Annotated in this window: 17 protein-coding genes; 4 read left to right on the top strand and 13 right to left on the bottom strand. The window is 58.6% G+C overall.

Annotated features, from left to right (window positions below):
* Nucleotides 1-57: 57 nt before the first annotated feature.
* From PSN43_RS10540 to rfbC, 11 genes are all read right to left on the bottom strand, one after another.
* Nucleotides 58-774, bottom strand: a complete 717-nt coding sequence (locus tag PSN43_RS10540) for an amino acid ABC transporter permease (RefSeq protein ID WP_272700683.1) — start codon at nt 772-774, stop codon at nt 58-60.
* A gap of 10 nt (nt 775-784) precedes the next feature.
* Nucleotides 785-1,552, bottom strand: coding sequence for an amino acid ABC transporter permease (locus PSN43_RS10535; RefSeq protein ID WP_272700682.1), 768 nt, complete (start codon nt 1,550-1,552; stop codon nt 785-787).
* A 78-nt stretch (nt 1,553-1,630) separates the two neighbouring features.
* Nucleotides 1,631-2,437, bottom strand: coding sequence for an ABC transporter substrate-binding protein (locus tag PSN43_RS10530; protein ID WP_272700681.1), 807 nt, complete (start codon nt 2,435-2,437; stop codon nt 1,631-1,633).
* Between the two features lie 41 nt (nt 2,438-2,478).
* Nucleotides 2,479-3,207: an amino acid ABC transporter ATP-binding protein gene (locus PSN43_RS10525; protein WP_272700680.1), complete on the bottom strand. Its 729-nt coding sequence runs from the start codon at nt 3,205-3,207 to the stop codon at nt 2,479-2,481.
* Nucleotides 3,208-3,503: 296 nt separating this feature from the next.
* Nucleotides 3,504-4,544 carry a TAXI family TRAP transporter solute-binding subunit gene (locus tag PSN43_RS10520; RefSeq protein ID WP_272700679.1) on the bottom strand — a complete coding sequence of 347 codons (1,041 nt, stop codon included), beginning with the start codon at nt 4,542-4,544 and terminating at the stop codon, nt 3,504-3,506.
* Between the two features lie 400 nt (nt 4,545-4,944).
* Nucleotides 4,945-6,174, bottom strand: a complete 1,230-nt coding sequence (gene qrcD / locus PSN43_RS10515) for a menaquinone reductase integral membrane subunit QrcD (RefSeq protein ID WP_272700678.1) — start codon at nt 6,172-6,174, stop codon at nt 4,945-4,947.
* Between the two features lie 11 nt (nt 6,175-6,185).
* A complete protein-coding gene (qrcC, locus tag PSN43_RS10510; RefSeq protein ID WP_272700677.1) occupies nt 6,186-6,998 on the bottom strand; it encodes a menaquinone reductase iron-sulfur cluster-binding subunit QrcC in 813 nt (270 codons plus the stop codon).
* 11 nt (nt 6,999-7,009) lie between these two features.
* A complete protein-coding gene (gene qrcB / locus PSN43_RS10505) occupies nt 7,010-8,956 on the bottom strand; it encodes a menaquinone reductase molybdopterin-binding-like subunit QrcB (protein WP_272700676.1) in 1,947 nt (648 codons plus the stop codon).
* A gap of 13 nt (nt 8,957-8,969) precedes the next feature.
* The gene (locus PSN43_RS10500; RefSeq protein WP_272700675.1) at nt 8,970-9,719 is read right to left on the bottom strand and encodes a cytochrome c3 family protein; all 750 of its coding nucleotides are present in this window, start codon (nt 9,717-9,719) and stop codon (nt 8,970-8,972) included.
* A gap of 169 nt (nt 9,720-9,888) precedes the next feature.
* Nucleotides 9,889-11,319 carry a mannose-1-phosphate guanylyltransferase/mannose-6-phosphate isomerase gene (locus PSN43_RS10495; RefSeq protein WP_272700674.1) on the bottom strand — a complete coding sequence of 477 codons (1,431 nt, stop codon included), beginning with the start codon at nt 11,317-11,319 and terminating at the stop codon, nt 9,889-9,891.
* A 4-nt stretch (nt 11,320-11,323) separates the two neighbouring features.
* Nucleotides 11,324-11,893: a dTDP-4-dehydrorhamnose 3,5-epimerase gene (rfbC, locus tag PSN43_RS10490; RefSeq protein ID WP_272700673.1), complete on the bottom strand. Its 570-nt coding sequence runs from the start codon at nt 11,891-11,893 to the stop codon at nt 11,324-11,326.
* Between the two features lie 190 nt (nt 11,894-12,083).
* On the opposite strand from rfbC, the gene PSN43_RS10485 reads away from it, so the two are divergent.
* On the top strand, nt 12,084-12,605 hold the full coding sequence (locus PSN43_RS10485; protein ID WP_272700672.1) for a CvpA family protein: 522 nt from the start codon (nt 12,084-12,086) through the stop codon (nt 12,603-12,605).
* A gap of 43 nt (nt 12,606-12,648) precedes the next feature.
* Complete coding sequence (mazG, locus tag PSN43_RS10480) at nt 12,649-13,455, top strand: nucleoside triphosphate pyrophosphohydrolase (RefSeq protein WP_272700671.1); 807 nt, start codon at nt 12,649-12,651, stop codon at nt 13,453-13,455.
* Between the two features lie 179 nt (nt 13,456-13,634).
* Here the strand turns inward: mazG and PSN43_RS10475 are convergent, their stop codons facing one another.
* A complete protein-coding gene (locus PSN43_RS10475) occupies nt 13,635-13,823 on the bottom strand; it encodes a hypothetical protein (RefSeq protein WP_272700670.1) in 189 nt (62 codons plus the stop codon).
* A 137-nt stretch (nt 13,824-13,960) separates the two neighbouring features.
* Between PSN43_RS10475 and PSN43_RS10470 the strand changes: the two genes are divergently transcribed.
* Entirely contained in the window at nt 13,961-14,245 is a 285-nt protein-coding gene (locus PSN43_RS10470) for a hypothetical protein (protein ID WP_272700669.1), read from the top strand.
* 148 nt (nt 14,246-14,393) lie between these two features.
* Here the strand turns inward: PSN43_RS10470 and PSN43_RS10465 are convergent, their stop codons facing one another.
* A complete protein-coding gene (locus PSN43_RS10465) occupies nt 14,394-14,966 on the bottom strand; it encodes a TetR/AcrR family transcriptional regulator (protein ID WP_272700668.1) in 573 nt (190 codons plus the stop codon).
* 169 nt (nt 14,967-15,135) lie between these two features.
* On the opposite strand from PSN43_RS10465, the gene PSN43_RS10460 reads away from it, so the two are divergent.
* The gene (locus tag PSN43_RS10460; RefSeq protein WP_272700667.1) at nt 15,136-15,786 is read left to right on the top strand and encodes a peroxiredoxin-like family protein; all 651 of its coding nucleotides are present in this window, start codon (nt 15,136-15,138) and stop codon (nt 15,784-15,786) included.
* Nucleotides 15,787-15,816 lie beyond the last annotated feature (30 nt).

Genomic DNA, 15,816 nt, shown 5'->3' with positions numbered 1-15,816 from the left:
CCGGACCGTCTCGGTTGATGGCAATTGTTTTCGCGGGCCTGCCCGCCCCCGGTCCGTCTAGCGGTTCCGGGCTTGATAGCGCGACAACTGGGCCTCCAGCCGTCTGCTGTAGGAGGTCAGTATATAGCAAATCAGGAAATAGAGACCCGCAATGGCAATCCATATCTCGAAGGAAGCGACCATTTCGCGGTTATCCACCTGAACGCCGGTCCGGGTCAACTCGATGACGCCGAGGATGGCGGCCAGGGAAGTATCCTTAGTCAGGGAAACGAACTGATTGACGAAAGACGGAATCATGTTGCGCAACGCCTGCGGCAGGATAATCAACTGCATTGCCTGCGCATGGCTCAACCCGGTGGAACGGGCGGCCTCCATCTGGCCTTTGGGCAAGGCGACGACGCCCGCCCGAACGATCTCGGCCACGTAGGCCCCGGTAAAGACCACGAAACATATCATGGTCGTGGAAAAGGCGGGCATGTTCTGCCCGGTAATCACCGGAGCCAGATAGTAGAACCAGAAAATCAGGAGCAGCAACGGCATCCCGCGAATCATCTCAATGTAGCAAACAGACGGAATCTTGACCCACCACTTGCGGGACAACCGCATGAGCCCCGCGGCCAAGCCGAGCCAGAACGCGCCGAAGATGCCGCAAATCGCCAGGATAACGCTGGCAACCAGCCCTTCGGGATTGTGAAGGAAGGGGAAATGCCAGTCGAGAGTCGTATTCCCGTACAGAAAATAATCGAAGTTGTTGTAAACGATATCCCAATGCATCAGTCCACCCCTAGTACATGACCTGAATCATGAAGTGTTTGTTGTACAAGTTGATGCACAGGGAGACGACCAGGGAGATCGCCAAATAGATCAACAAAGCGACGGTGAATGCCTCGAACGGCATGGCGTGGTAGGACTCGATCTGACTAGCCTGGTACATGAGGTCGGTGACGCCCAGAACCATAACCAGGGACGAGTTCTTGATAAGGTTGAGCGCCTGGGAAATAAGCGGCGGAATGACTATGCGCAACGCCTGCGGGAGAATCACGTAGCGATACCCCTGCAGGAAGGAGAGTCCCACCGCGCGGGACGCCTCAAGCTGGTTCTTCGGAATGGAGAAGATGCCCGCCCGGATTTCCTCGGCGATAAAGGCCGCGGTGTACACGGTCAGGGCAATGATGCCCATGATAAGCTCGACATTGAAAAGCATCCATTCACCCACGAACTCGTGCCCGAACAGGGAGAACGGGCCGGGGAACCAATAGTAGAGGTCGTTCATCCAGTCGTTGATGACCGTGGGGATGACGAAATAGGATGCGTTGTACCAGAAAAAGATTTGTACGAGCAGCGGCGTATTGCGAAAGAACTCGGTGAAGGCGAGGCTGAACCACTGAAACGGCTTGAACGGGGTCATCCGCAGAATACAGATGACGATCCCCAAAATCATGGCGCAGATAAGGGAAATTACCGAAATCTGCATCGTGGTGCAGAATCCCTCCCACATCCACTGGGCGGGTTCGCCCGAAAACATCTTGGCCCAATGAAACGTATAATCCAAAATATAATCCGCTGGTTAAAGTTGGCTCAAAAACCGGGAGCGCTTGACGCGCTCCCGGTATATCGGACTAAATGATCCTTACATGGGCCAGAGTTCCAGCTCCCAACCCGCGGGCAGGTCGTAACCCATCCACTTCTTGAAGAGCTTGTGGTAGGTGCCGTCCAGCCACATCTCGTTCAGGCTCTTGTTGACGAAATCGCGGAAGGCGGAATCGTTCTGGGGAACGCCGAGGCCGTAAGGCTCGGAAGAGAAGAAGGAACCGACGATTTCCCACATCTCGGGATTGTCGTCACCAGCCTTGAGACCGGCCAGGATGCCGGAGTCGGTGGTCACGGCCTTGACCTTGCCCTGCTTCAAAGCCATGAAGGCCTGCGGGTACTCGTCATAGGAGATGACCTGCGCATTGGGCTGCGCGGCCTTGATGTTCTTCTCGGAGGTGGAACCCTTGACGGTGCCGACCTTCTTGTTGGCCAGATCGTCGGTGGACATGATGCCGGAGTCCTTCTTCACCAGAAGCTTCTGGCCGTCCATGAAGTAGGTGATGGAAAAGTCGATCTGTTCGTCACGGGAGAACTTGTGAGTCATGGTGGCGGCGAGGATGTCCACGGAACCCTGGGCCAGCATGGGGATGCGGTTCTTGGAAGTAACGACCTTGAACTCGGTCTTCACGCCCAGCTTGTCGGCGATGTACTTGCAGATATCCACATCGAAGCCGACCAGTTCCTTGCTGTCGGGATCGACAAAACCGAACAGGTTGACGGAGTCCTTGACGCCGCAAACCAGGACGCCTTTGGCTTTCACGTCCTCGATCTTGCCCGCGAAGGCGGCGTTGGCCGCAAAGGCGAAGGACAGCACCAGAGCCAGAATAAGTACCAATCGTTTCATGAATCCTCCTCTCTCTCGTTAGATTCCAATGTTATGGCCTATTAAAGAATTTCCTTCAGGAAGTTCTTTGTGCGCTCATGCTGGGGATTGCGGAAGAATTCGTCGGGCGGAGCCTGCTCAACCACCACGCCGCCGTCCATGAACAGGACACGGTCGGCAACTTCGCGGGCGAAGCCCATTTCATGGGTGACGCAAAGCATGGTCATGCCTTCCCGCGCCAGGTCCTTCATGACGTTGAGGACCTCGTTGATCATCTCCGGATCAAGCGCCGAGGTGGGCTCGTCGAAAAGCATGACCTTGGGCTTCATGGCCAGGGAACGGGCGATGGCGACGCGCTGCTGCTGACCGCCGGAAAGCTCGGCGGGATACTTGTGCGCCTGGTCGTGGATGCCCACCCGCTCAAGCAGGTTCAGGGCGACCTCTTCGGCCTGCTCCTTGGGCATGTTTTTAACTTTTATGGGAGCGAGGGTGACGTTGCGGAGAACAGACAGGTGGGGATAAAGATTGAACTGCTGGAAAACGATACCGATTTCGGCCCGCAGATCGTTGATGTTGACATCCTTGTCCAGGATGTTCTTCCCGTCGAACAGAATCTGCCCTTTCTGATATTCCTCGAGCCGGTTGATACAGCGAATGAAGGTGGACTTTCCGGAACCCGACGGGCCGCAGATGACGAGCACCTCTCCCTTGTTCACGGACTCCGTGATACCTTGCAGAACATGAAAATCGCCATACCACTTGTGCAGCTTCTGCACTTCGATCATTGCCATTTGCAGTTGTCTCCGGACCTAGATATGTAGGATTAAAATAAAGCCCCTCCAACCCGCCGCGTGCCCAGACAGGCCGGCAGGGCTCAAGTCACAGACCTAAAATATTGTCCGAAACGGGAATAAAGTCAAGGCGTCCAGTGGAAAATACAACTTTGTCAACACCTGAATCGAAGCATTTCCAAGTCGATTCCCCAACCGGACGCCCGTACGTCCGAGCGGCGTTCTCCCTGCCAAGCCACGGAAAACGATCCCTTTCAATTCCGCCAAGATACGAATTGGCGAGGCTTGAGTTTCCGCTATTCAGGCTGAAGCAACCCGATTTCCTCGTAATACCGCATGGCGCCCGGATGGATGGGCGCGGATTGTCCCTGCAACATGCTGGTTTTTGTCAATTCCGAAAAAGCCGACTGTTGCGCCTTGAAATCATCGAAATTTTCGAACACCTCGCGGGTCAGTGCGTAGACCACGGAGTCCGGCACATCGGACGAAGTGACGAGCGTGGCCTTGACCCCAAAGCTCTCCACCCGCTTTTCCTCGTTGGCCGCGCCGGGATAGTCCGCCATGTCGATACCGGCCGGAACGTAGAACGGGCGCAGGACGTACAAATGCCCCACATCGTCGATGGGTACGATGCGCACCTTGCGGGGCCCCTGGGTTATTTCCCTTATGGCGGACGAGGGGTGCCCCACGGTATAGAAAAAGGCGTCTATTGACCCTTCCTTGAGCAATTCGATCGCCTCAATGGCCTTGGCCTCCACGATTTCGAGGTCTGAAGGTTTCAATCCGACAGCATTCAGGGCATCCAACGAATTCTGCCGTTGGCCGGACCCCGGGTTTCCGATGTTGACCCTGCGCCCCTTGAGATCACGAATACCCCTGATGCCGGAATCCGCCGCCGCGACAAGTGTGAGGGTTTCCGGGTGCAGGGAAAAAACCGCCCGCAGGTTCTTCCGCGCGCCACGGCCCTGCCACTCGGCGATGCCGCACACGGCCTGGTACTGGCGGTCAGCCTGGGCGATACCGAATTGAATGTCCCCGGCAACGACGGCGTTTATGTTGAATACGGACCCGCCCGTAGACTCCACCACCACCTGGAAGCCGTAACGGTCCCGGTTTCGGTTGACCATGTTGCCGATGGCCCTGCCCACAGGATAATACACCCCGGATATGCCCCCGGTGCCGATGGTCACAAGGGAGAGATTCCCCTCCGTCCCACACGATCCGCTCGACGCCGACTTTTGCGACTCATTGTCCTCAGACGGAGCCCCGCCGCAAGCGGCAAGCAACAATACAACAAACCCCACAAGCCAAATCCTGAACTTTCCGCAAGAACTCATGTCCCCTCCTCGGGCTGCCGAATGCATCACGCCACGACTCACAACGCAATCAAGGCATGGCCCACACAAACAAATACGCCTTTTTGCGTATTGAAGCAAACCACACATACACCATACCCGAAGTCTCGCGTTTCCATGACTGCCGCCCCGCCCGGCTGGGGCTGGAAACGTTCGCAGAATGCCCGCACTGGATGGCGGCAGTGACACAGTCTCCGACGAAGCCTTCGCCTATCTCCCCCATCCCCAGCGGAACATACCAGAATTCCACCCCATTGCCGCCCGCATAAGTATGATTTTTCCATGCGAAGACAATTGGAAAACAACCAAAACACAGGGTTGCCCAACAAAAAAAGAGACCGCTCAGAGAGCGGTCTCTTGTTGATGATGGGGAACGGTCAGCCTAGTTGTTCAGCTCGCGCTCCTGCGGGAACAGCGGCAGGTAACGGTACACCAGGGTCAGGACCAGGAAGCCGTAGGCCACGATCATGATCGAGGAGGCGTATTCCACCCAGTTGGGGTAGTACACGAACCACTTGTCGAAGGGCATGGCCGGGAAGGCGATAGTCTGGACGGTGAAGATGTACCGGTTCAGGGAAACGCCCACGCAGTCCAGGATGGCCGCAGTGTAAAGCAGCGCCGGATTGTTGCGGATGGACGGGGTAATCAGCATGATCGCCGGGACCACGCCGCACAGGACGATTTCCGTGAAGAGCAGCCACTTGCCGTAGGCTACGCCGTAGAACATCTGGTCGAAGGTCAGACCGACGGAGGGCAGGTAGCCGGTGGCCCATGCCCAGGTGTCGAGGATCTTGAAGAACATATAGACCGTCAGCATGGTGCCGGCGATCTTGCCCATGAGGGCTTTGGTCTTGAAGTCCACGAGCTTCTTGCCGGTCAGCTTCTCCATGAAGGTTGCGACCAGGACGGTGAAGACCGGGCCGGAACCGACGGCGGAGAGGACGAACAGGAAGAAGGTCCACGGCCAGATGAAGAAGCCCTCGCGGAAAGCGAAGGGACGGCCGATCAGGACGCCGTACATGCCGCCCAGGGAACCCTGGTGGAAAGTGGACAGGAACGCGCCGATACCGGCGAACAGCGCCATGTTCACATGCATGTTGTGCGCCAAGGCATGAACGAAGGGAATCTTGTTCAACTGTTTCTGCTCGAGGACCAGCGGGACGAACTCGATGATCAGAACGGTGCAGTAACAGGTGATGCAGAAGATAACTTCCGTCAGCATGGAGTGGACGTTCGGATGCCAGTAACCGAACCATGCGCGGCCGGGCTGCCCGATGTCGAGCGTCAGGACCAGCATGGCGCCGGAGTAGCAGATAAAACCGACGACCACAGTCAGGTTGATGATTTTCTCAAGCTGTTTGATCTTGAGGATGTACTTGAGCAACCCGGTGAAGAACGCGCCTGCTCCCAGGGCGATCACGGCCAGGTCGAAGGTGATCCAGGCACCGAATCCGAAGTAGTTGTCCAGACCGGTGGTGCCGATTCCGTTGTAAAGCACGAGTACTGCGGCATAGAGGCCCCAAAGGAAAAAGGCCATGATCACGGCTGTCCAAATCAGGAACTTGCCGAAAGAGCACCGCTGCACCCCTTCCGGGAAGAGTTTGCTATCCATTGTTCAGCCTCCTAGTGGTGTCCGCCGCCATCGGCGTTGTAGTTGTCGCCCTGCTTGCGGACCCATTCACGCTCGGACATGTAGTAAACCTGCGGGTGCAGGCCCAACTTCTCGAGCAGCCGGAACGCATTGGGGCTCTTGGCGAGCTCGTGCACCTTGTGTTCCGGATTATTCAGGTCGCCAAAGGTGATGGCCTTGGTCGGACAGATTTCTGCACAGGCGGTGTTGTACGCGCCGTCGGGCAGGTTCATCGGATCCTCACCGTCAATACGGGCCTTGTTCTTGGCGTCCAGGTAGCGGGAATGGCAGAAGTTGCACTTTTCAACCACGCCGCGGGGACGAACGGACACGGACGGGCTGAGGCCCTTGTCCATGCCTTCGGGCCAAAGCGGATCCCACCAGTTAAAGTACCGTGCATGGTAAGGACAGGCAGCCATGCAGTATCTACATCCGATGCAACGGGGGTAGATCTGGGAGACGATGCCGCCCTCCTCGTTCTTGTCCGTGGCCACGACCGGGCAGACGGGCACGCAGGCGGGGTTGCCGCACTGCATACAGGGTCTGGGCAGGTAAGCGGTCTCGTGTTCCGGGAACGGCTTGCCGTTGGACAGCTCGTAGACGTTCATCCAGGTCAGGGTCCGAAGCTTGTTGGACGCGTCGTCGCGCGGCTTGGTCAGCGCCTGGACATAGTTATAGGGGTCGCTTTTGGTCATGGGAGCGATATTGTTCTCCACCTGGCAGCCGACCATACAGGCGCCGCAGCCGGTGCATTTGTCAATATCGATGACCATGCCCCACTTGATTTTGAATTCTTTCATTTGCATGACGGTTCCCCCTAGATTTTGGCGACGTTCACAGTGGAACCGGCCCATGAGGAGGCGCCGGTGGCGGCCTCGGAGTTCACCGTGAGGATCTTGTAGACATTATCGCCCTTGCCCTTCGAGAACTCGTCGCCCACGGTATGGCCCAACCCCAGGGGAGCGGCCACGACGCCGGGCATGACGCCTTCGAAGATCTGCACAAGGGCTTCGCATTCACCCTTGCCGCCGGAGAGCTTCACCTTGGACCCGACGGAAACGCCGAGCTGCTTGGCGGTGGAGGAACCCATCATGACGACCATGTGGTCGCCCAACAACTGGTTGTTGCTGATGGTGCACGGCGCATTGGGCGTGGTGGCCCGATTGGCCGTTCCGACGTTGAGCAGAGTGTAGGGAACCAATCCCACGGCTCCGGTGCCCTTGACGGGCGCCGCGGCTTTGCCGAGCACATTGGCGGCCAGGCTGGAGGCTCTCGGGGTTTCACCGTCGACCACAAAGGCTTCGCCGCCGCTCAGGGAATCCATGTCCGCGCCCACGGCTTCGGCCTTGGCTGCCAGCACATCCTCGAAGGTCTCGAAGCCGAGATCGGCCAGACCGAGGACGAAGGTGGCGGCACAGGCCGCGTTGACGGCCGGCTTGCAGACCGGCGCGCCCATGGAGTAGGTGGCGTCGGCCACGCCGTAGGGGCTGGCCAGGTCGTCGAACCGCTCATAGGGATGCAGGGTCGGCAGAACCAGGTTGGCCGAGGCGGTGGTTTCATTGTGGATGGAGTCGAAGGCCACGGTAAAGCCCGCCTTGACCTTCTCAGGCAGGGCGTAGGCAGGGTTGGCCTCGTAGACGAACAGCAGGTCGGTGTTCACACCTTCCAAGATATCCGCCTTGAGCATTTCGGAGCGGCTCATGGCGCCCGAAACGGCCTTGCCGAACTCGGGCAGAGCCTTCATGGCACCGCCGAGCAGCAGGTTCAGGGCGAACGCCGCGCCGTGGGCGGCCACGGGGCCCGCGGGAACGACCACCGGATTGGAAGCGGTCAGCAGGTCCTTGGCCAGGGCCGCCATGCGGTCGGCCTTGACGCCGGTAGCCGCCTCGACCTTGGCCGGGCTGTAATCGCTCATAACCATCGCTTTGAACTGACCGAAGTCGGCCGTGTCGACGGTCTTCCCGGCCTGCAGGACATAATAGGCGATGCCGAGGGTAAAGGCGGCCATGCCTTCAGCCGGAACCGGAATCCATTTGGAGGTCACGGAAGCGGTCTTGGTCTGCATGGGCCCGGCGAAGATGAACTTGCCGGACTCGTTGGACGCGAAGGACTTGAGGTTGGCTACAGTCGGGCCCCAGGACTCCAGGGCGTCGGCTCCGGCCAGCAGGATCAGGTCGGCCCCGCCCAGATCGTAACCGATCTGGCCTTCGCCGCCCATCAGGCCGGTCCACGCCTTGTCCGCCGCCTGCATGTCGCAGGGCATGACGTAGAAGGCGTCGCTGCCCTTTTCGGCAAGCAGCGCGGAGAAGACCTCGTTGACCGTGCCGGTCTGATCGCCGGAGATGAAGGCAACCTTGGAACCGGCCGCCTCAAGCTTCTCCGTCACGACTTCCTTCGCCTTTTCCCAGGTGATTTCCTGGCCGTCCAGCATGGGGGCCTTGATCCGGTTCGGGCTGTTCTTGACCTGAACGCCGTTGGCGCACAGGGGGCAGATGCCGCCGCCGGAAAGCGGGTTGTCCTCGTTGCCCATGGTGCCGAAGGCTTCTCCGGCAACCGTGCGAACCTTCACGGCACAGCCGGACTCGCACATTTTGGAAACGGTGGGTTTGGCCTCGGTCGCCCCATATTTCAATTTGGGGATCCAGGGCCAGTTCTGTGTCCAGATGGACACGTCATCAAGGGCTTTCCAGACCGTCGGAGTAAAAAGAATACCGACGGTGGCGCCCGCACCCAACTGAATAAAAGCTCTGCGTGCTACGCTCATTCTCAGTACCCCTTTACTTGTGACAGGTGTAGCAGGCGTTGGGCTGGCCCTGCAGGGCATGACACCGTTCGCACTTCCACATCTTCATGGTCATCTTGCTGTAACCGGACAGGACGTTGCGCTCGAATGCCGGCGGCTCATCATTCAGATGAATGTCCTTCAGGTGGCAGAGATTGCAGTTCTGCTCGGGGGCCTCGCCCTCGAAGACCGAGGGATCAACCACGTCGGACAGCTCTTTCTTCAGGCTCGCCAGTTCCTCGATAGAGAGGTTCATATGCGCAGCATGAGAGAAATACACGTTGTCCGGCTGGTACTGATAATTGAGCCAGGGCACTTCCTTGCCCTGAATCAGATACTTGACCACGTACTCGCGCTCGGCCTGCATCATCTTTTCGTCCGAGGAAGCCAGATTGTCCTCGATTGCCCCGATGCCGGCCTTCATGATGGCGTCGTAGTCGTTCGGGTCGATGCCCTCCTCGGCGATGGCTTCCATGGCCTCTTCGGGATCGACCGCGTGACATTCGGCGCAGACTTCGTTGGTCGGGAAGCCGGCGTAGGAGCCGTCATCCCGGAAATAGTGGCAGCTCTCGCAATCCATTCCCTGACCTTCCACGTGCACGGCGTGGCTGAACCAAATCGGCTGTTCCTCTTCAACGAAGAACAGACCGGGGATCACGGCCCAGCCCAAGACGCAGGTAGCCAGGAAGCCGATGACAAAGGGGAAAGCCCCTCCACACCGCTTCGATGCTTTTCTTTCCTCCATAACCTCGCCCCATCACTCTAGAGTTAATGTGAAAATCACACCAATTAAACTAAGTTTCCATACGGCACCAATCGTTTTGGTGTCAAGAGAATATGAAAATTTTCACGATCTCCCCATACGGGTTAAACTTAGTTATTTCAGATGTTAACGCTTTCTTTAATCCAGCCCCCTAATTCTGCGCCCGGCCATAGACATCGTCGAACCGAACGATATCATCCTCTTCAAGATACGGTCCGCTCTGGATTTCTATGATATTCAAAGGGACCTTGCCGGGGTTGGCCAGCCGGTGCTGGGAAGCCTTGGGAATGTCCACGGACTGGTTCTCCACGAGGATCAGCGCCTGGTTGTTCACTTCCACCTCGGCCGTGCCGTCGACCACCACCCAGTGTTCGCTGCGGTGATGGTGCATCTGGGAGCTCAGGCACGCTCCGGGGCTGACCTGAATACGCTTGATCTTGTACTGCGGCCCCTCCTCCAGCACGGTATAGTTGCCCCACGGACGATACACCGTGGGGTGGCTTTCCACCAACCGGCTGCCCTGCGCCTTGAGGGCGGCCACAACGTCTCGCACGCTCTGCACGCGATCCATGGGACAAGCCAGAGTCGCATCCCTGGTCTGAACCATAATCATGTCCTCAAGGCCGGATACGGCCAACTTGCCGCCTTCGCTGATGAGCAGGCAGTTCCGGCAGTTCATGGCCAGAACGTCGCCCTGGATCACGTTGCCGTCCGCATCCTTGTCGCCGAGTCGGTACATGGCTTCCCAACTGCCCAGGTCGTCCCATTCGAACCCGGCCTTGACCACGGTGATGTTGTCGATCTTCTCGACCACCCCGTAATCCACGGAAATATCCGGTATATCGCGATATCCCTGCACCAGCGGGACCTCGTCGCGGGACATCCACCAACTCCAGAGGACCGGCTCGCAGCGGGCCACCTGGGTCAGAAAATGCTTGGCGGAGAAAAGAAACATGCCGCTGTTCCACAGATGGGTGCCCTCGCGCAGGAATCGGTCCGCGGTAAGAAAATCGGGTTTCTCCACGAAGCCGTCCACGGCGAAGGCATTGTCTCCCAACGGCTCGCCGAGGGCGATATACCCATAGCCGGTCTCGGGCTTGTCGGGCTGCACGCCGAAGGTCACGAACCGCTTCCGGGCGGCCAGTTCGGAGGCGCGCTTGAGGTCGCCGATCCACGCCTTGCCGTTGCGGATGAGATGATCGGACGGGAACACGGCGGCCAAAGCCTTGGGATTGGCCTCCACCACCTTGTCCAGGCCCAGCATGATGGCGGGCAGGGTATTGCGCCCCAGCGGCTCGGACAGAACCTGCCCTTCCAGCCCCTGGTCCAGGACCATCACCTGTTTGCGCACCTCGAAGACATGCTCCTCATTGGTCACCACCCATATGTGATCGGGCGGAAAGACTTCAAGCACGCGCCCCACGGTCTGTTGCAGCAAGGTGGAAGTCCCACCCAGCACGAGCAACTGCTTGGGCAGCAAATTCCTGGACAGCGGCCAAAGCCTGGTACCGGACCCGCCCGCTAGAATGATGGCATGGCAATCCTCGGCCAAAGGCGTCCCGACCTGTTCATTACGATTCATTCAATCAGTCCTCGAAAGTAAAGGGGGAGGAGAATCCGGCCAACTCCGGCAGCAGTCGGTCCTTTTCGGAAAGGATGGGCTCCCTGCCGTGCAGGGCGGGTTCCCAGTCCATGCCTATGTCCGGATCGTTCCAGGCCAGCCCGCCCTCGTGGGCGGGGGAATACGGCGCATCCACCTTATACTGGAACTCCGTGTCCGGCATGATGGTCGCGTAAGCGTGTCCGAATCCCTTGGGGATGAACATACGCTTGAAATTTGCAGCACTCAGAATCACGTGCTCCTTCCGTCCGTAGGTAGGCGACCCCTTGCGCAAGTCCACCACCACGTCCACGACCGCGCCGCGCGTCACCCAGACCAGCTTGGCCTGGGCCATGGGCGGCGTCTGAAAATGAAAACCACGCAGAACGCCGACGTCCCTCGAATAGGCGTGGTTGTCCTGGACGAATTCGCAATCTATCCCGAGTTCCCGGAAATGCGCGGCATTATAGCTTTCGAGGAAAAAACCCCGCTCATCCTGAAACACCCGGGGAATCAGGATAAGCAGCCCGGACAACTCCGTCTTGTAAACCTCCATTCACGTCTCCTTGCGATAATATATGCACCTGCCCGTCCATGTAGCCGAGTTCCGCGAGGGATACAACCCCGCCCCTCATTTACCCATGAGGCATATTACAAAATATACCCTGAATGCTGTTCACATTTCGGCGTCAGTTTGCTAGTTCTCTCTCAGGAAGATCACTTCAGCCGACCACGGGTGCATTCACATGAATTTTCTGGATATCATTCTCATCTGCATAATCGCACTCTTCATCCTGCGCGGTTTCTTCCGCGGTCTGGTTCAGGAAGTCCTGTCCCTGATCGCCGTGGTCCTGGCCATCTATTTGGCCTCCAGATTCGATGACGTCCTGTCGCCGCATCTCAAGCTCTACATTGAAAGCGACATCACCGTCAGCGCCCTGTCCTATTTTCTCATTTTCATTGGGACGCTGGTGGTGGTCTGGCTGCTGACCAAGCTGATCCGCAGCGTGCTGGAGATATCCCTGCTCGGCTGGATCGACCGTACCCTCGGCGGCGTTTTTGGCCTGCTCGAAGGTGCGCTTATCTGCCTGGTCGGGCTGATGTTCCTGCAAACGTTCGCCCCCGGTTCCGACATCCTCAACGAGTCTTCCATCGCACCCAGGGCGCAGCACCTCGTCAGCAAAATGAGCGAATACGTCGACCTACCCCAGGCGCTGGACTCCGCCAAGACCGCGCTGGGCATCATTGACGGCGACGCCGCCGAGTAGCCTTTCCCGCAACCCGTTTCCGGTTTTCACAAGGAGATTCGCTATGAGCGAAACGAAACACGACGTCCCCGCCAAGGCCCTGCGCGAACTGCTCGATGTCATCGACGCCCTCATAGCGCCCAACGGCTGCCCGTGGGACAAGGAGCAGACCCCGCTGACCCTGTGCGACTACCTGGCCGAAGAGACCTTCGAACTCATCGAGGGCATCAGGTCCGGCAATCCCCGGGAAGCAATGGAGGAGCTGGGCGACGTCATGTTCATTCTCCTGTTCATGGCCACCCTGTATGAACGCGCGGGAACCCATACCCTGGCCGATTCCATCAACTACAGCGCGGCCAAGATGATTCGCCGCCACCCGCACGTGTTCGGCGACAAGCACTTCGACAACATCGGCGAGCTGTGGGACAACTGGGAAAAGACCAAACGCGAGGAGAACAAGGACACCGGCCGCAAACGGGTTTTCGACTCCCTGCCTTCGGGCCTCCCGCCATTGCTCAAGGCCTACCGCATCAACTCCAAGGCCGCCCGCAACAGGTTCACCTGGGAATCGGATCGGGACGTTGAGAACCATCTCAGACAGGAATGGGACGAGTGGCAGGAGGCCATGGCGTCAGGCCATGCCGAAGACTCGGAGCGGGAATTCGGCGACTACCTCTTCACCCTGGTGGAACTGGGACGGCGCAAGGGCATCAAGGCCAATGCGGCGCTCGACTTCGCGAACCAGAAATTCCTGTCCCGGTTCGCCAAGATGGAAGAGCTGGCGGAAATGCGCTGCCTCGACCTGACCTGCATGAGCCTCGACGAGATGAACGGCTTGTGGGACGAGGTCAAGGACTGGGAAGAATCCTAGCCGAAGACATATTGCAGAAGAAAGAATACGGCGACGCCTGCGCCGATGGATGCATACATCAGCATTCACGGCAGGCAGCGCGACTTGAACTTCCAGATGATCGCCGCGGCCACGCCCACGCCTGCCGCCACGGCCGCGGCCAGCATCAACGTCCTGTCCATACTTCCTCCGAATCCGTCTCAGGGCCAGCCCGTGCGGCCGCTCCCGAACAATACGTTCAAAATGTAATATAAGGCGAACAGGGTCCCGAAAACGGTGATCCACACGTAGCGCTTCGCCAGCGGCGGCCGCTGCCAGCGGTGCAGCACCACGCCGACCAATCCGCTGATGACGGCGGCGACAATCAGCCATTCAGGTTCGATGCGCATGGGGCCCCTCCTATCATCACCATACACAAAGTTGTATTCATTGGGCAATATTTTTCCGGTCTTCCCCTAAAGATGTGCAGGGAAATACCGATGGAGCAGATAGGCGTTATTTCCGTCCAGACGGCAGGAGGATGCTTATGACCACGGCAATCGACGGCCTCGGGAGCTACTCGCCCTTCGACCGGCAGACGTTCGGCGCGGCCGTGGTGTCCGAGACCCTGGACTACATGAACGACAGCGGCCCGAGTTTCGCCCCGGTGGACAAGACCACCGCCGAGGCGTCGCTCGTATCCAAGACCCTGGACTACATCAATCCGGGCCCCTCGTCGGAGGACAAGGCTGGCCTGGCCCAAAGCTACAACTTCCAAACCGACGTCCTCGGCCCCTACGCCAAGGGCGCGGTCATCGACTTCACCATCTGAAGGAACGGGGATAACGCCTCGAAAGCACCCCGCCCTCCCCGCCGGAGGGCGGGACTTTTTTCATTCTCACCGCGCTGTTCCCGTCAATTGCGACGCCGAGGCCGCCCCCGGCGAGTACGGCTGTCCCTGAAAATGCGCGGCTGCGCCATCACGGCCTGTCGGGCCACGGGAGCCACGGCAGCCCTTCCCGCAACGCCCTGCGCATACGCTCCGCGGCGTTTCGCCGATACCCGTACACACGCATTCCGAAAATATGGAGCATGATGCTGGCGGCGCGGTCGCGGCTCAATTCCTCGTCGTATTCTCTTTCGAGATAACTCTGAAAAAGCGCCTCGATTTCCCGCAACTTTGCGGCCGCGCATTGGTGAAGGCCCTCGGCCAGCCCTGCCGTCTCCAATTGCGTTTTGACGAGAAAGCAACTGCGGTAGCCGTCTCGGGAGGCATCCTGGATGAATCGCTCCAGATGCCGACAGAGCCCTTCCCCCACGCTCGGGGCGTTGTCCAGGGTCTCCCGTATCCGGACCATGCCGTCCCGGGCGTATTTCTCCACGGCCTCCCTGAACAGCGCTTCCTTGTTGCCAAAAGAAAAATAGATGGAACCGGGTTTCAACCCGGTAGCCTCCACGACCTGCTGCATGGACGACCCGCTGAAGCCGTTGCTCCAGAAGAGGTCGACCGCTCTGTCGAGGATATCGTCCCTGTCGTATTGCGCTTTAGCCATTGAAATACGTCCTCCGTTCGCCGGGCATGTGACCATGAAATGCCCTTCCACGCAACTTGAATAGTCATTCAAAAAGATATTGACAAGCCTTTGGTCCGTCCATAACTTTAATGAACGTTCAAGTTAGAAGTAAATATCTCACCCAACCCACGACAATCAGGAGAACGCCATGTCGCTCAAGGAACAACTCGCGGAAATAAAGGCGCAAAGCGGGCAAAGGATTCCGGAAGACGCCCGAAAGGTCATGGATGCCGAGCTGGAGAGGCTCATCGAATCGGGATTGGCGAATCGCGCCCCGAAAGCCGGAGAAACACTGCCCGCCTTCACCCTTCCGAACCAGAACGGCATCCCCATCAGCCTTGAAGATATTCTTAAAAATGGCCCTGCGGTCATTGTCTTCTACCGGGGAGGCTGGTGCCCATACTGCAACCTCGAACTGCGCGCCTACCAGGAAGCGCTGGGCGAGATCAAAGGCCGGGGCGCGACACTGGCCGCCATCTCCCCCGAGATGCCCGACAGCTCCATCTCCACAGCCGAAAGAAACGGCCTGGCCTTCGAAGTCCTGTCCGATCCCGGGTCCCGCTATGCGCGTGACATAGGCATCGCCTTCAGCCTTTCCGACGAACTGCGCGCAATCTACGACAAATTCGGACTGGAACTTGAAAAGCACAACGGCCCGGGAAGGTTCACCCTGCCCCTGCCCGCCACGTTCGTGGTCGATTCAGACGGAGTCATCGTCTACGCGTTCGCCGATGCCGACTACACCGTACGCGCGGAACCCGCGGAAGTGCTGGACGCCCTGGACAAACTCGGCCGTTAGGGCGCGGCCACGAACCAATCGGAACAAGGA

The sequence above is a fragment of the Desulfovibrio sp. Fe33 genome, assembly GCF_028532725.1.
Classification (GTDB): domain Bacteria; phylum Desulfobacterota; class Desulfovibrionia; order Desulfovibrionales; family Desulfovibrionaceae; genus Pseudodesulfovibrio.
Note: the sequence above shows the minus strand (reverse complement) of the source record. Positions and strands in the feature narration are given on the sequence as shown.

Bases quoted from the DNA above. Each gene is read 5' to 3' on its own strand.
- qrcD (WP_272700678.1), bottom strand. From the start codon at position 6,174: ATGGATAGCAAACTCTTCCCGGAAGGGGTGCAGCGGTGCTCTTTCGGC.
- PSN43_RS10460 (WP_272700667.1), top strand. From the start codon at position 15,136: ATGTCGCTCAAGGAACAACTCGCGGAAATAAAGGCGCAAAGCGGGCAA.
- PSN43_RS10470 (WP_272700669.1), top strand. From the start codon at position 13,961: ATGACCACGGCAATCGACGGCCTCGGGAGCTACTCGCCCTTCGACCGG.
- PSN43_RS10525 (WP_272700680.1), bottom strand. From the start codon at position 3,207: ATGGCAATGATCGAAGTGCAGAAGCTGCACAAGTGGTATGGCGATTTT.
- PSN43_RS10495 (WP_272700674.1), bottom strand. From the start codon at position 11,319: ATGAATCGTAATGAACAGGTCGGGACGCCTTTGGCCGAGGATTGCCAT.
- mazG (WP_272700671.1), top strand. From the start codon at position 12,649: ATGAGCGAAACGAAACACGACGTCCCCGCCAAGGCCCTGCGCGAACTG.
- PSN43_RS10475 (WP_272700670.1), bottom strand. From the start codon at position 13,823: ATGCGCATCGAACCTGAATGGCTGATTGTCGCCGCCGTCATCAGCGGA.
- PSN43_RS10485 (WP_272700672.1), top strand. From the start codon at position 12,084: ATGAATTTTCTGGATATCATTCTCATCTGCATAATCGCACTCTTCATC.
- qrcB (WP_272700676.1), bottom strand. From the start codon at position 8,956: ATGAGCGTAGCACGCAGAGCTTTTATTCAGTTGGGTGCGGGCGCCACC.
- PSN43_RS10520 (WP_272700679.1), bottom strand. From the start codon at position 4,544: ATGAGTTCTTGCGGAAAGTTCAGGATTTGGCTTGTGGGGTTTGTTGTA.
- rfbC (WP_272700673.1), bottom strand. From the start codon at position 11,893: ATGGAGGTTTACAAGACGGAGTTGTCCGGGCTGCTTATCCTGATTCCC.
- PSN43_RS10465 (WP_272700668.1), bottom strand. From the start codon at position 14,966: ATGGCTAAAGCGCAATACGACAGGGACGATATCCTCGACAGAGCGGTC.
- qrcC (WP_272700677.1), bottom strand. From the start codon at position 6,998: ATGCAAATGAAAGAATTCAAAATCAAGTGGGGCATGGTCATCGATATT.
- PSN43_RS10500 (WP_272700675.1), bottom strand. From the start codon at position 9,719: ATGGAGGAAAGAAAAGCATCGAAGCGGTGTGGAGGGGCTTTCCCCTTT.
- PSN43_RS10530 (WP_272700681.1), bottom strand. From the start codon at position 2,437: ATGAAACGATTGGTACTTATTCTGGCTCTGGTGCTGTCCTTCGCCTTT.
- PSN43_RS10540 (WP_272700683.1), bottom strand. From the start codon at position 774: ATGCATTGGGATATCGTTTACAACAACTTCGATTATTTTCTGTACGGG.